The sequence below is a fragment of the Kitasatospora purpeofusca genome (assembly GCF_042691725.1).
GTDB lineage: Bacteria > Actinomycetota > Actinomycetes > Streptomycetales > Streptomycetaceae > Kitasatospora > Kitasatospora purpeofusca_B.
In genome coordinates this window covers 2,970,424-2,984,378 of record NZ_CP170483.1, presented here as the reverse complement: position 1 = coordinate 2,984,378, position 13,955 = coordinate 2,970,424, and the positions used below count along the sequence as shown (strand labels likewise).

12 protein-coding genes are annotated in these 13,955 nt (G+C 74.8%); 8 read left to right on the top strand and 4 right to left on the bottom strand.

Annotated features, from left to right (window positions below; genetic code table 11):
- Positions 1-55 precede the first annotated feature (55 nt).
- Positions 56-952, top strand: a complete 897-nt coding sequence (locus ACFCLZ_RS12430) for a hypothetical protein (RefSeq protein ID WP_380284956.1) — start codon at positions 56-58, stop codon at positions 950-952.
- A gap of 16 nt (positions 953-968) precedes the next feature.
- Here the strand turns inward: ACFCLZ_RS12430 and ACFCLZ_RS12425 are convergent, their stop codons facing one another.
- The gene (locus ACFCLZ_RS12425; protein WP_380284955.1) at positions 969-2,000 is read right to left on the bottom strand and encodes a 3-dehydroquinate synthase family protein; all 1,032 of its coding nucleotides are present in this window, start codon (positions 1,998-2,000) and stop codon (positions 969-971) included.
- A gap of 133 nt (positions 2,001-2,133) precedes the next feature.
- On the opposite strand from ACFCLZ_RS12425, the gene ACFCLZ_RS12420 reads away from it, so the two are divergent.
- Complete coding sequence (locus ACFCLZ_RS12420; RefSeq protein WP_380286150.1) at positions 2,134-4,686, top strand: ATP-dependent Clp protease ATP-binding subunit; 2,553 nt, start codon at positions 2,134-2,136, stop codon at positions 4,684-4,686.
- A gap of 53 nt (positions 4,687-4,739) precedes the next feature.
- On the opposite strand, the gene ACFCLZ_RS12415 is transcribed toward ACFCLZ_RS12420, so the two are convergent.
- Positions 4,740-5,612, bottom strand: coding sequence for a metallophosphoesterase family protein (locus ACFCLZ_RS12415; RefSeq protein ID WP_380284954.1), 873 nt, complete (start codon positions 5,610-5,612; stop codon positions 4,740-4,742).
- 156 nt (positions 5,613-5,768) lie between these two features.
- On the opposite strand from ACFCLZ_RS12415, the gene ACFCLZ_RS12410 reads away from it, so the two are divergent.
- The 4 genes from ACFCLZ_RS12410 (at position 5,769) to ACFCLZ_RS12395 (ending at position 10,612) form a co-directional block, all read left to right on the top strand.
- Positions 5,769-6,638, top strand: coding sequence for a serine protease (locus ACFCLZ_RS12410; protein ID WP_380284953.1), 870 nt, complete (start codon positions 5,769-5,771; stop codon positions 6,636-6,638).
- 157 nt (positions 6,639-6,795) lie between these two features.
- Entirely contained in the window at positions 6,796-8,253 is a 1,458-nt protein-coding gene (locus ACFCLZ_RS12405; RefSeq protein ID WP_380284952.1) for a S28 family serine protease, read from the top strand.
- Between the two features lie 108 nt (positions 8,254-8,361).
- Positions 8,362-8,991: a TetR/AcrR family transcriptional regulator gene (locus tag ACFCLZ_RS12400; RefSeq protein ID WP_380284951.1), complete on the top strand. Its 630-nt coding sequence runs from the start codon at positions 8,362-8,364 to the stop codon at positions 8,989-8,991.
- Positions 8,975-10,612: an acyl-CoA dehydrogenase family protein gene (locus tag ACFCLZ_RS12395; RefSeq protein WP_380284950.1), complete on the top strand. Its 1,638-nt coding sequence runs from the start codon at positions 8,975-8,977 to the stop codon at positions 10,610-10,612. Before ACFCLZ_RS12400 ends, ACFCLZ_RS12395 begins: the two co-directional genes overlap by 17 nt.
- A gap of 41 nt (positions 10,613-10,653) precedes the next feature.
- Here ACFCLZ_RS12395 and ACFCLZ_RS12390 read toward each other — a convergent pair whose 3' ends face one another.
- Positions 10,654-11,466 carry an inositol monophosphatase family protein gene (locus tag ACFCLZ_RS12390; RefSeq protein ID WP_380284949.1) on the bottom strand — a complete coding sequence of 271 codons (813 nt, stop codon included), beginning with the start codon at positions 11,464-11,466 and terminating at the stop codon, positions 10,654-10,656.
- 99 nt (positions 11,467-11,565) lie between these two features.
- Between ACFCLZ_RS12390 and ACFCLZ_RS12385 the strand changes: the two genes are divergently transcribed.
- Together ACFCLZ_RS12385 and ACFCLZ_RS12380 are read left to right on the top strand one after the other, a co-directional pair.
- Positions 11,566-12,570, top strand: a complete 1,005-nt coding sequence (locus ACFCLZ_RS12385; RefSeq protein ID WP_380284948.1) for an Lrp/AsnC family transcriptional regulator — start codon at positions 11,566-11,568, stop codon at positions 12,568-12,570.
- A gap of 105 nt (positions 12,571-12,675) precedes the next feature.
- Positions 12,676-13,095, top strand: coding sequence for a hypothetical protein (locus ACFCLZ_RS12380; RefSeq protein WP_380284947.1), 420 nt, complete (start codon positions 12,676-12,678; stop codon positions 13,093-13,095).
- Here ACFCLZ_RS12380 and ACFCLZ_RS12375 read toward each other — a convergent pair whose 3' ends face one another.
- The gene (locus tag ACFCLZ_RS12375) at positions 13,096-13,929 is read right to left on the bottom strand and encodes a helix-turn-helix domain-containing protein (RefSeq protein ID WP_380284946.1); all 834 of its coding nucleotides are present in this window, start codon (positions 13,927-13,929) and stop codon (positions 13,096-13,098) included.
- Positions 13,930-13,955: the final 26 nt, after the last annotated feature.

Sequence of the window (13,955 nt, the reverse complement as noted above, 5' to 3'; positions counted from 1 at the left end):
CGTCGGCTGACTGTTCGTCAAGTCCCTTTCTGCACCGCCCTTCGGGAGGCCCCGCGTGCGTACCGTCCTCGACCGTGCCGAATGGTTCGTCTGGCTCTGCGCCCGTCCGCTGGAGCAGCACCGCTTCGCCCACCACTTCCTCGGCGGCCCGGCCGAGGCCGTGGAGAGCGCGCTGGCCGCCTACGCCCGGCCGGACGGCGGCTACGCGTACGCCCTGGAGCCGGACGTGCGCGGCCCGGCCTCGCAGCCGCTGGCGGCCGCCGCCGCGCTCCAGGTGCTGACCGAGGTCGGGCGGTGCGACGCCGCGCGGACCGCCCGGCTGCGCGCCCACCTGCCGAGCCTGACCGCGCCCGACGGGGGCCTGCCGACCCTGCACCCGGGCATCGCCGGCTACCCGTCCTCGGCCGTCCTCGCGGTGCGGCCGGACCCGCCGGGCAGCCTGATGGCCACCGGGGTGGTGGCCGGGCTGCTGCACCGCAACGGCATCGAGGACCCGTGGCTGGAGCCCGCCACCGAGTTCTGCTGGGCGGCGGTCGACCGCCTGACCCGCTCCCACCCGTACGAGGTGGAGGCCGCCCTGGTCTTCCTCGACGGCGTCCCGGACCGGGGCCGGGCCGAGAAGGCCGGCCGGCGGCTCGGCGAACTCGTCCGGGACCAGCGGCTGCTGGTGACCGACCCGGCCCGGGAGGAGGACTTCCCGATCGGCCCGGGCTACGCGCCGGGGGAGTACCACTACGTGACCGACGTGCTGCGCACCCCCCGGACGCTGGCCCGCGCGTGGTTCACCGAGCGCGAGGTCGCCGCCGGCCTGGACCGGCTGGCCTCCCTCCAGCGGGAGGACGGCGGCTGGCCGGTCAACTGGCGGCTGTGGGCGCCCGGTTCGGCCGCCGAGTGGCGCCCGGTCGTCACCCTGGAGGCGCTGCGCACGCTGCGCGCCCACGGCCGCCTCTAGGGCGCGGGCGCGCCCCTCAGCCGGGCTCGCGCTCGGTCGCGTCCAGGACGCGGGCCACCACCGGCTCCGGGACGTCCGGCACCAGTTCGACGCCGCGCGGCCCGTCCAGCACGAAGGCGAGCCCGGAGCCGGACACGGCCTTCTTGTCCTGCCGCATCAGCGCGATCAGCTCGGCCGTCCGCACCCCGGCCGGCAGCCGTTCGCGCAGCCCGTAGCCGCGGACGGTCGCCAGGTGCTCGGCCACCCGCTCCGGGCCGATCCGGCCCAGCGCGCCGGCCAGCCGCCCGGCGAACACCGTGCCGATCGCCACGCCCTCGCCGTGCCGCAGCGCGAAGTCGGTGGCCCGTTCCAGGGCGTGGCCCAGGGTGTGCCCGTAGTTGAGGATGTGCCGCAGCCCGCCGTCCCGTTCGTCGGCGGCCACCACCGAGGCCTTCAGGGCCACGCTCGCGGCGATCTGCTCGTGGACCGGCAGCCCGCTGAGGTCCCCGGCGCCGATGAAGTGGCAGCGGGCGATCTCGCCGTAGCCGTTGGCCCACTCGACCGGCGGCAGGGTGCGCAGGTGGTCGGTGTCGCAGAGGACGGCCCGGGGCTGCCAGTAGGCGCCGACCTTGTTCTTCGCCTCGGGCAGGTTGACCGCGGTCTTGCCGCCGACCGCCGCGTCCACCTGGGCCAGCAGGGTGGTGGGCAGGTGGATCACCGCGACCCCCCGGTGGTAGAGCGCCGCGGCCAGGCCGACGGTGTCGGTCGTGGTGCCGCCGCCGCAGGAGACCACCACGTCGCCGCGGGTCAGGCCGTGGCCCGCGAAGGCCCGGCACAGCTCCTCCACGGTGGCCAGGGTCTTGCGGTGCTCGCCGTCCTGGGCCGGGACGAGCAGGTGCGGGACGCCGGGGTCCGGCACCTCCTGCGGCGGGCGCGCCGACACCACCACCGCCCGGGCCGCCCCGGTGCCGGCCACGATCCCGGGGAGCAGGTGCCGGACGCCGGGGCCGATGTGCACGGGGTAGGAGCGGTCACCCAGTTGTACGTCGATCCGTCGCGGAGTCGTCATGTCCACAGCGTGCCGACTCCGGCCGCCGCTGAACAGGGGGCCTCCGCCGGCCCCGTCCCGTTCGGCGGGCGGGGCCTCGCGGGGTGTGTTTGTGTGGGCACCAACCGTTTGGGAGAGGTGACCTTCCGTGACCATGCCGCCGTTCGGTTCGAACGACCCCTTCTCCGATCTGCTCAGCCGGTTCTTCGGAATGAGCCCGCTCGCCTCCCCGCCCGCCGTGCAGCGGGTGCCGATCGGGCGGCTGCTCAGCGAGTCGGCCCAGGAACTGCTCACCGCCGCCGCCCAGCGGGCCGCCGAGGACGGCAGCGGCGATCTCGACACCGCGCACCTGGCCTGGGCGGCCACCCGGGTGGAGCCCTCGCGCCGGATGCTGGAACGGGCCGGGATCGACCCGGACCGGCTGGCGGGCGACCTGGAGAAGGTCCTGCCCTCCGGGGACGGGCCGCCGGCGCCGGACGGGCAGCCCGCGCTCACCCCGTCCGCCAAGCGGGCACTGCTGGCCGCGCACGCCCGCTCGCAGGGCGCCGGGGCCTCGTACATCGGGCCGGAGCACATCCTCGGCGCGCTGCTGGAGGAGGAGCGCTCGGGCGCCGGCGCCGCGCTGCGCAACGTCGCGCCCTCGCAGGAGGCGCTGCGCACCGTGCTGGACGGCCGGGGGGTGGGCGGCGAGCGCGGCCGGGGCGACGACCGGCAGAGCCGGACGCCGACGCTCGACGAGTACGGGCGGGACCTCACCGAGGAGGCCCGGGCGGGCCGGCTGGACGCGGTGGTCGGCCGCGCCGAGGAGATCGAGCAGACCGTCGAGATCCTCTCCCGCCGGACCAAGAACAACCCGGTGCTGATCGGCGAGCCGGGGGTCGGCAAGACGGCGATCGTCGAGGGCCTGGCGCAGCGGATCGTCTCCGGGGACGTCCCGCAGAGCCTCGAGGAGAAGCGGGTCGTCGCCCTGGACCTCACCGCGCTGGTGGCCGGCTCCAAGTACCGGGGCGAGTTCGAGGAACGGCTGAAGAGCGTGATCGACGAGGTCACCGAGGCCGAGCAGAGCGTGATCCTGTTCCTCGACGAGCTGCACACCGTGGTCGGCGCCGGCAGCGGCGGCGAGGGCTCGATGGACGCGGGCAACATCCTCAAGCCGGCGCTGGCCCGCGGCGAGTTGAGCGTGGTCGGCGCGACCACCCTGGACGAGTACCGCAAGCACGTCGAGAAGGACGCCGCCCTGGAGCGCCGCTTCCAGCCGGTGCTGGTGCCGGAGCCGAGCGTCGAGGAGACGGTCGAGATCCTCCAGGGCCTGCGCGACGCCTACGAGGCGCACCACCAGGTGCGGTTCACCGACGAGGCGCTCGACGCGGCGGCCACCCTCTCCGACCGCTACGTCAGCGACCGCTTCCTGCCGGACAAGGCGATCGACCTGCTGGACCAGGCCGGCGCCCGGGTGCGGCTGCGCAGCCTGAGCGGCTCCACCGTCGCGATGCCGGTCCAGGACCGGATCACCAAGCTGCGCCGCGAGTTGGAGGAGGCGGTGACGGACGAGGAGTTCGTCCGGGCCGCCAACCTGAAGACCGAGCTGCGGCAGACCGAGGACGAGCTGGCCGCGATCGCGGAGTCCCGCGAGGAGGTCGTCGTGGTCACCGCGGACGACATCGCCCAGGTGCTCTCCCGCCGCACCGGCATCCCGGTCGCCGAGCTGAACGCGACCGAGCGCGAGCGGCTGCTGCGGCTGGAGGAGCACCTGCACGAGAAGGTGATCGGCCAGGACCAGGCGGTCACCGCGGTCGCCCAGGCGGTGCGCCGGGGCCGGGCCGGGATGGGCGATCCGGACCGGCCGACCGGCTCCTTCCTGTTCCTCGGCCCGACCGGGGTCGGCAAGACCGAGCTGGCGAAGGCGCTGGCCGCGCTGCTGTTCGGCGACCCGGACCGGATGATCCGCTTCGACATGAGCGAGTTCCAGGAGAAGCACACCGTCTCCCGGCTGGTCGGCTCGCCGCCCGGGTACGTCGGCTACGACGAGGCGGGCCAGCTCACCGAGGCGGTGCGCCGCAAGCCGTACAGCGTGCTGCTCTTCGACGAGGTGGAGAAGGCCCACCCGGACGTCTTCAACCTGCTGCTCCAGGTGCTGGACGACGGCCGGCTGACGGACGCCCAGGGCCGCACCGTCGACTTCCGCAACACCGTGGTGATCATGACGAGCAACATCGGCTCGCAGCGGATCCTCGACCACGTGGGAGCCGTCGAGGAGATCAGGGACGACCTGATGCGGGACCTGCGCGGGCAGTTCCGCCCGGAGTTCCTCAACCGGATCGACGAGGTGATCGTCTTCCACGCGCTCACCCGCAAGGACCTGCTCCAGGTGGTGGACCTGCTGCTGGACCGCTCCCGGCGCCGGCTCAAGGCCCAGGACGTCGGGCTGGAGGTGACGGAGGGGGCCAAGGAGTGGCTGGTGAACCGCGGCTACCTGCCGGAGTTCGGCGCCCGGCCGCTGCGCCGGACGATCCAGCAGGAGCTGGACAACCGGATCTCCAACCTGCTGCTGGACGGCACCGTGCGGGAGGGGGACACCCTCCTCGCGGAGGTGTCGGACGGTGAGCTGACGGTGGCGCTGGCGCGTCCGGAGCGCTCGGCGACCTTCGAGGAGGCGGAGGCGGAGGCGGAGGCGAAGTCGAAGGCCGGGTCGGAGTCGGGCGGATAGCCGGACGGGAGTCGGACGGCGCGCCGGGGACCCCGGCGCGCCGTCCGCCGCGGTCAGGCGTCCGGGAAGACCTCGCGCAGCAGCGGGTCCGGCACACCGCGCTTGCCCCACTCGCGCGGGTAGCCCAGCGACACCTCCTCGAACGGGACATCGTCGTAGACGGTGCGCCGGGGGATGTGCAGGTGCCCGTAGATCATCGTGGCGGTGTTGAACCGGCGGTGCCAGTCCGCCGTCAGCTCGGTGCCGCACCACTGGGCGAACTCGGGGTACCAGAGGACCTCGGTGGGCTGCCGGACCAGCGGGTAGTGGTTGACCAGGACCAGCGGCAGCCCGGGGTCGTGCTCGGTGAGCCGCTTCTCGGTCAGCCGCACGCGCTCGCGGCACCAGGAGTCGCGGTCCGGGAACGGGTCCGGGTGCAGGAAGCGCTCGTCCGCGCAGACCACGCCGGACTCGTAGGCGGCGGCCAGCGACTCCTCCTTGGTGGTGGTGCCCGGGGCCCGGAAGGAGTAGTCGTACAGCAGGAACAGCGGGGCGACGGCGACCGGGCCGCCCGCGCCGGTCCACACCGGGTAGGGGTCCTCGGGGGTCACCACGCCGAGCTCGCGGCAGATGCCGAGCAGGTGCTCGTAGCGCTCGACGCCGCGCAGCTGGACCGGGTCGTTGGGGTGGGTCCACAGCTCGTGGTTGCCGGGGGCCCAGATCACCTTGGCGAAGCGCTCGGCGAGCAGGCCCAGGGCCCAGCGGATGGTGGTGGTGGACTCGGCGACGTCACCGGCCACGATCAGCCAGTCCTCGGGCGATCCGGGCCGCACCTGTTCGACCAGGTCGCGGTTCTGCTGGTAGGAGACGTGCAGGTCACTCACGGCGAGCAGCCGGCCCCCGGTCCCTCCCCGCCGCGTGCCGTCCGCGTGGTTGTCACCGGCCATGTCGGTCCCCCTGGTGGTCGTCCCTAGCGTCCGGGCCACAGTACCGGGGTCCGGCGGCCGGAACACGGTGCCGGGATCTTTGCCCGCTGCCGGATCCCTTGACAGGGCGTCATGTCCGCGCCAGCTTTGGGGCACCCCCACACCGAGAGGTCTCTCATGAAGAAGCCGCTCATAGGCACGCTGGCCGCGCTCCTGACCGCCGGGGCGACCGCCCTCGCCGGAGCACCCGCCGCGACCGCCACCACCGCCGCCACCACGGCGGGTGCGCAATCGGCGCAGGCCGGCAAGGTCGCCGCCGTCACCTTCGCCGGCACGGTGGCCCTCAGCAACTGTTCCGGCTCGCTCATCCGCTTCCCCGCCTCCGCCGCCAATGACCCGGCGCTGGTGCTCTCCAACGGCCACTGCCTGGAGACCGGGATGCCCGGCCCCGGCCAGGTGGTCGTCAACCAGGCCTCCAGCCGCACCTTCACGCTGCTGAACGCGAGCGGCGGATCGGCGGGCACCCTGCGCGCCAACCGGATGGTCTACGGCACCATGACCGACACCGATGTGTCGATCTACCAGCTGAACACCACCTACGCCGCCATCCAGTCGAGCTACGGGATCGCCCCGCTGACCGTCGCGGCCACCCACCCCGTCCAGGGCAGCTCGATCAAGGTCGTCTCCGGGTACTGGAAGAAGATCTACTCCTGCTCGGCCGACGGCTTCGCCTACCGGCTCAAGGAAGCGGACTGGACCTTCAAGGACTCCCTCCGCTACACCTCCACCTGCAACGTCATCGGCGGCACCTCCGGCTCCCCGGTCGTCGACGCCGCCAGCGGCCAGGTCGTCGCGGTGAACAACACCATCAACGAGAGCGGCCAGAGCTGCACCCTGAACAACCCGTGCGAGGTGGACCAGAACGGCGCGGTGACGGTCCGCCGGGGCATCGGCTACGCCCAGGAGACCTACCTCATCCCCGCCTGCTTCGGCACCGGGAACAAGCTCGACCTGACCCGGGCCGGCTGCACCCTGCCCCGCCCCTGACCAGCAGGTTCGCCCTGATGGGCCATCCGCGACCGGCGGGTGGCCCATTCGGCCGTCTACCGGACGGCCGGTCCGCCTCCCGGTGGCCGTGTACCGGCCTGCGGAGAGTGGTACGGACCACAGCACCATCCAGTTCCGTTGACCCGATGGAGAGTTGATGACCACCACGATGAGAAGGCTGCTGGTCGCCGTTCTGCTGATACCGCTGCTCGGCCTCGGCCTGGCCCCGACGGCGCTGGCCGCCGGGACGGACGCGCCCGTGGCGGCCTTTGCGGCCGACGACCCGTCGGCCGACATCAAGGACCGCCTGGCGGCGGTCCCCGGGATGACCGTCACCGAGGAGCAGCCCACCACCACCGGCCACCGCTACTTCCTGCTCACCTACACCCAGCCGATCGACCACAAGCGCCCCTGGCTGGGCACCTTCCAGCAGCGGCTCAGCGTGCTCCACCGCGGCTACGACCGGCCGACCGTCTTCTACACCAACGGCTACACGCTGCGCACCACGCCCACCCGCACCGAGCCGGCCCGGCTGGTCGACGGCAACCAGGTCTCCATCGAGTACCGCTACTTCACGCCGTCGCGGCCCGCGCCCGCCGACTGGTCCAAGGCCGGCATCGAGCAGGCGGCCACCGACGCGCACCGGCTGATCACCGCGCTGAAGCGGATCTACCAGCAGGAGTGGCTCTCCACCGGCGCCTCCAAGGGCGGCATGTCCTCCACCTACCACCGCCGCTTCTTCCCGGACGACGTGGCCGGCACCGTCGCCTACGTCGCGCCCAACGACGTCAACGACCGCGAGGACTCCGCGTACAGCCGGTTCTTCCAGAACGTCGGCACCCCCGAGTGCCGCGCCGCGCTGACCGCCACCCAGCGCGAACTGCTGGCCCGCCGTGACCGGCTGGAGGCCCGCTACGCCGCCGACAACGCCGCCGCCGGCTCCACCTTCACCACCATCGGCAGCGCCGACCGGGCCTACGAGCTCGCCGTGCTGGACTCGGTGTGGGCGTTCTGGCAGTACAGCCTGGCGGCCGACTGCGTGAACGTCCCGGGCGCCGCCGGCACCGACGACGCGCTGTACGCCTGGCTCGACGCGCAGTCCGGCATCACCGGCAACAGCGACCAGTCGCTCGCCGGGTACACCGCGTACTACTACCAGGCCGGCACCGAGCTGGGCTCGCCCTCCTTCGACGTCTCGGCGCTCAAGGGCCTGCTGCACTACGACTACAAGGAGCTGTACGCCCCGCGCACCTACGTGCCGCGCAGCATCCCGATGCGGTTCGACCCGTCCGCGATGCGCGACATCGACCGCTGGGTGCGCACCTCCGCCGAGCGGATCATCTACGTCTACGGGCAGAACGACCCGTGGGGCGCCGAGCCGTTCCGCCTCGGCCGGGGCAGCGAGGACAGCTACGTCTACACCGTGCCCGGCGGCAACCACGGCTCGAACATCTCCAAGCTGCCGGCCGCCGAGTCCGCGGCGGCCACCGCCAAGGTGCTGGAGTGGGCCGGCCTCGGCTCCGACGCCGCCCGCGCCCTGAGCGGCGGGTACCAGGTGCCGCCGATCGGCCCGCTGGACGAGGCGGGGCTGCGGCAGGACCGCGTCCGGCTGTAGTCGCCACCCGTACCACCGCGAGGGCCGCCCGGCACCGGGCGGCCCTTCGCCGTTCCCGGGCCCGCGCGGCCCCTTCCCGAAGCAGTGAATCAGTGCTTCACTTCTTGCATGGCCTACCGCCGCACCCCCGCCGTGCAAGCCCGCCTGGACGCCCAGCGCGAGGCGGTGCTCCAGGCCGCGGTCGGCCTGCTCGCCGAGCGCGGCTACGGCGGCTGCAGCATGGCCGCGGTCGCCGAGCGCGCCGGGATCGCCACCGGCTCGATGTACCGGCACTTCGCGAGCAAGGCCGAGCTGTCCGTCGAGCTCTTCCGCCGGGTGGTCACCCGGGAGGTGGCCGCCGTGCACGAGGCCGTCGCCCGCCACGACACCCCCCGGGAGCGGATCGCGGCCGTCGTCGAGACCTTCGCCGCCCGCGCCCTGCGCGCCCCCCGGCTCGCCCACGCCCTGCTGGTCGAACCGGCCGAGAGCGCGGTGGACGCCGAGCGGCTGGTCTTCCGCCGCACCTTCCGCGACGTGCTGGCCGCCGAGATCGCCGCCGCCCTCGCCGCGGGCGAGCTGCCGCCCCAGGACCCGCAGCTGACCGCCGCCGCGATCGTCGGCGCGACCGCCGAGGCCCTCACCGGCCCGCTCGCCGCCGCACCCCGGCCCGCCCCCCGGACCACCCCCGACGCGGTGGTCCCCGCCCTGGTCACCTTCACCCTGCGATCCCTCGGAGGACGCGATGACAGCGACGCATGAGGTCACCAACCAGGTCCCGCTCCCGTACGGCCACGACACCGCCGCCGACCCCGCGCTGCTCGCCGCCCTGCACCGGGCCGGCGCCGGCTGGGCCGAGCCCGAACTGCGCGCCCTCGGCCGGCTGGCCGGCTCCGAGCAGGCCGCCGAGTGGGGCCGGCTGGCCAACGAGAACCCGCCCGTGCTGCGCACCCACGACCGCTTCGGCCACCGGATCGACGAGGTCGAGTTCCACCCGTACTGGCACGAGCTGATGCGCACCGCCGTCGGCCACGGCCTGCACGCCGCCCCCTGGCGCGACGACCGCCCCGGCGCGCACACCGCCCGCGCCGCCAAGTTCTTCGTCTGGGGCCAGGTCGAGGCCGGCCACACCTGCCCGGTCTCGATGACCTACGCCGCCGTCCCCGCCCTGCGCGCCACCCCCGCGCTGGCCGCCGAGTTCGAGCCGCTGCTCGCCGCCACCGAGTACGACTTCGGGCTGCGCGAGCCGCACGGCAAGCGCGGGCTGATCGCCGGCATGTCGATGACCGAGAAGCAGGGCGGCTCCGACGTCCGCACCAACACCACCACCGCCGTCCCGCACCCGGACGGCGGCTACCGGCTGACCGGCCACAAGTGGTTCACCTCGGCGCCGATGTCCGACCTCTTCCTCACCCTCGCCCAGGCACCCGGCGGGCTCAGCTGCTTCCTGCTGCCGCGCGTCCTGCCGGACGGCACCCGCAACCGGCTGCGCCTGCAGCGGCTCAAGGACAAGCTGGGCAACAAGTCCAACGCCTCCGCCGAGATCGAGTACGACGAGGCCTACGGCCTGCTGGTCGGCGAGGAGGGGCGGGGCGTGCGGACCATCATCGAGATGGTCAACACGACCCGCCTGGACTGCACCATCGGCGCCGCCTCCGGCATGCGGCTCGGCGCCACCCGGGCCGTCCAGCACGCCCTGCACCGCCGCGCCTTCGGCAGGGCGCTGGTCGACCAGCCGCTGATGCGCAACGTGCTCGCCGACCTGGTCGTGGAGTCCGAGGCGGCCACCACGGTGGCGATGCGCCTCGCCCGGGCCACCGACGCCGCGCTCGCGGGGGACGAGCAGGAGGCGCTGGTGCGCCGGCTCGGCCTGGCCGTCGCCAAGTACTGGGTCTGCAAGCGCGGTCCGGCGCACGCCGCCGAGGCGCTGGAGTGCCTGGGCGGCAACGGCTACGTCGAGGAGTCCGGGATGCCCCGGCTCTACCGCGAGGCGCCGCTGGTCTCCATCTGGGAGGGCTCCGGCAACGTCGCCGCCCTGGACGCGCTGCGCGCCATGGCCAAGCACCCGGAGAGCGTCGACGCCCTGCTCGGCGAGCTGGACGCCGCCGCGGGCGCCGACCGCCGGCTGGACGCGGCGGTCGCCGCCCTGCGCAAGCAGCTCACCGACCTCGACCTGCTGGAGTACCGCGCCCGCCGGCTGGTGGAGGCGATGGCGCTGGCCTTCCAGGGCGCGCTGCTCGTCCGGTACGGGGACCCGGCGGTCGCCGACGCGTTCTGCGCCTCCCGGCTCGGCGGCGACCACGGCGCGGCCTTCGGCACCCTGCCGCCCGGCCCGGACGTCGCGGCGATCATCGACCGCGCCCGTCCGGTGCCCGCCGCATGACCGCGCCCGACCCCGTCGCCGCACGGGCGGCGACATGACGCTCAGTCGAGGCCACTGAGCAGGGGGAGCGCCCGGGCGTGCAGGCCGGGCGCGGCCGCCAGGAAGCCGTCCGCGGCGGGCGTCCAGGGGGCGCCGGCGGCGTCGGTCACCGTCGCGCCCGCCTCCGCCGCGATCAGCGCGCCCGGCAGCAGGTTGGGCGCGTCCGGCCCGAACTCCCAGAACAGGCCGAGGTGTCCGGAGCCGACCTGGGCCACCTGGAGCGAGGTCGGCCCCAGGTTGCGCACCGCGAGCACCGCGCCCGCCACCGCCGACAGCGAGGCACCGGCCCGGCGCAGCGCCACCGGGTCGCGGGCGACCAGCGGCGGCTGGCTGGTCCCGGCCACCGTCGCCGCCAACTCCCGGTCCACGGCCGCGATCGGCCGCCCGTCCAGCTCGGCGCCGCCGCCGCGCACCGCCCGGTAGGTGGCCCCGAGGTGCGGCGCGTGCACCACGGCCAGCACCGCCGCGCCGTCCCGCACCAGCGTCGCGGTCACCGCCCACTGCGGCATCCCGAGCAGGAACTGCACCGCGCCGTCGGTGGCGTCGCACACCCACCACTCGCCCCCGGCCGGCACCGCGCCGCCCAGCTCGTCGTCCACCCAGCCCGCCCGCGGGCGCAACCCGCCCAGCCGGGAGCGCAGTTCGGCCGAGGCCGGGCCGTCCAGCGCCTCGAACCGGGCCCTCGCCCCGGCCAGGGTGAACGCCGGGTCCGGCCCGGCCGGGCGGCGGGCGGCCAGCCGCGCGCCGACCTCCCGGACCGCCGCCTCCGCGCCCGTCAGCAGCTCACGCAGTTCCCGCACCTCGTCGTCGCCCATCGTCCCTCTCCCGTTCGTCCCGGTCGCCTGGTCCAGGAGTACCGTCGGAGCGGCCGGACAGGACGCCGAACGGCGACGGAGCGACGGAGATCGGACACCATGGACGTCACAGCTGCTGATCCGGACACCGTGCTGGACACCCTGGACCGCCGGCTGGTCTGCGCGCTCCAGGTGAACGGCCGGGCCGGGGCCGGACGGATCGCCGAGGTGCTCGGCGTCTCCCCGCGCACCGTCACCCGCCGGCTCACCCGGCTCCAGCGGACCGGCCTGGTCCGGGTGGTCCGGATGCCCGACCCCCAGGACGCCGCGGTCGGCGCGCTGCTGCTGCGGATCCGGGTGCTGCGCGGCAAGGCCGACACCGTCGCCCGGGCCCTCGCCGACCGGCCGGACGTGCCGTTCGTCGACGTCATGCTCGGCGGCCAGGAGATCGGCGCGGTGATGCTCAGCGACACCGGCGCCCGCGACCGCCTGCTGTACGGGCAGCTGCCCGCCACCGCCGCCGTCGCCGAGACCACCGTCCACGCCGTGCTGCACGCCTTCGCGGACGCCGGCCAGTGGCGCTCCGGCCACCTGGGCGAGGCCGAGGCGGCGGCGCTCGCCGACCCCCCGGCCGCCCGGCCCGGCCCGGGCGGCGTACCGCGGGACCAGCCGGACGAACTGGACCGCGCGCTGCTGGCCCGGCTCGGCGAGGACGCCCGGCAGTCCCACGCGACGCTCGCGGCGGCCGTCGGCACCCCCGAGTCGACCGTCCGGCGCCGGCTGCACCGGCTGGACGGCGCCGGGCTGCTGCGTACCCACGCCACCGTCGACCCGCGGCTGCTGGGCCTCGCCGTGGACGCCAACCTGTGGCTGGACGTGCCGCCGGGCCGGCTCGCGGCGGTCGGCGCGGCGCTGGCCCGCCATCCGCAGGTGCACGGCGTCCTCGCGACCAGCGGGCCGGCCAATCTGATGGCCGCGGTGTTCTGCCCGGACCACGCCGGGCTCTACCGGTTCGTCACCGACACCCTCGGCCCGCTCGGCGTCGGCCGGGCCGAGACCACGATCGTGGCGCGGGCCGTCAAACGGGCGGGCGTCACGCTGCGGCGCCCGCGCGCCCGGGCATGACCTCGGAGGTCATCGACGCCCGCTCCGCACCCCGGCACAGTGGTGCTCACCCGGCGGCGGCAGTGCCGACCGGGACCCCACCCCAGTTCCGGAGGCCGATCCGCCGTGTCCGCGCACACCCTGACCACCGCCCGCCGCACCGCCCCCGCCTCCCGGACGGCCCTGCGCCGGTGGCTCGCCCTCGACGCCGTCGTCAGCGGCGGCAACGGCCTCGCCTACCTGGCCTTCCCCGGCCCGCTCGGCGAGCTGCTGGGCGTCGGCCGCTCGACCCTGCTCGAACTCGGCGCCGTCCTGGCGGTGTTCGGCCTCGCGGTCGGCCTGCTGGCGGCCCGCCCGCAGCCGCCGGGGCCGGCGGTGCGGGCGGTGATCGGCATCAACCTGGCCTGGACGGTGCTCAGCGTGGTGGCCATGGAGCTGTGGTTCGAGCCGACCACCGCCGGCTACGTCTGGATCCCGCTCCAGGCCGCCACGGTGGCCCTCTTCGCCACCCTCCAGCTCACCACCCTGCGCCGCCTGCCCGCGTGACTACCGCACCGCCCCCACGGCGGCCTGCAGATAGGCGGCCGTCTCCGGGTCGGCCGGGAGGAAGGTCTCCATGGCCAGCTCGGAGACGGTCACGTCCATCGGCGTGTTGAAGGTCGCGATCGTCGACAGGAACGACAGCACCCGCCCCTCGTGGGCGATCCGCAGCGGCAGCGCGAACGGGAACAGCTCGGTGATGTCCTCCGCCCCGTCCGCCGCCGCGCCGGGCGGCTCGGGGTAGGCCCGGACCTCCTCCAGCAGCGCCCGCAGCGGCTGCGAGCGGACCAGCCCGACCTGCTGCCCCATCCGCTCCAGCAGGTGCCGCCGCCACTGCCGCAGGTTCAGGATCCGCGGCGCGATCCCCTCCGGGTGCAGGGTGATCCGCATCGCGTTGAGCGGCGGCTCCAGCAGGTGCGGGGCGACCCCGGAGAGCAGCAGGGCGAGCGCCCGGTTGGCCGCGAGGACGTGGAAGGTCCCGTCGACGACCAGCGCCGGGTACGGGTCGTGCGAGGCGAGCAGCCGCTCCATCCCGGAGCGCAGGGCCGTCATCGCGGGGTCGTCCAGCCGCCTCTCCGGGTAGTGCGGCGCGTACCCGGCGGCCAGCAGCAGCGCGTTGCGCTCGCGGACCGGGACGTCGAGGTGCTCGGCGAGCCGGAGCACCATCTCCTGGCTGGGCCGGGCGCGGCCGTTCTCGATGAAGCTGATGTGCCGGGCCGAGGAGTCGGCCCGCAGGGCCAGCTGCAACTGGCTGAGCCGGCGCCGCTCCCGCCAGCCGCGCAGCAGCACGCCGACGCCCGTCCCGGCGGCCTGGGGCCCCATCCCCACCGTGATCGTCATGGCCGGACAGTACTACCGGAGGGCCG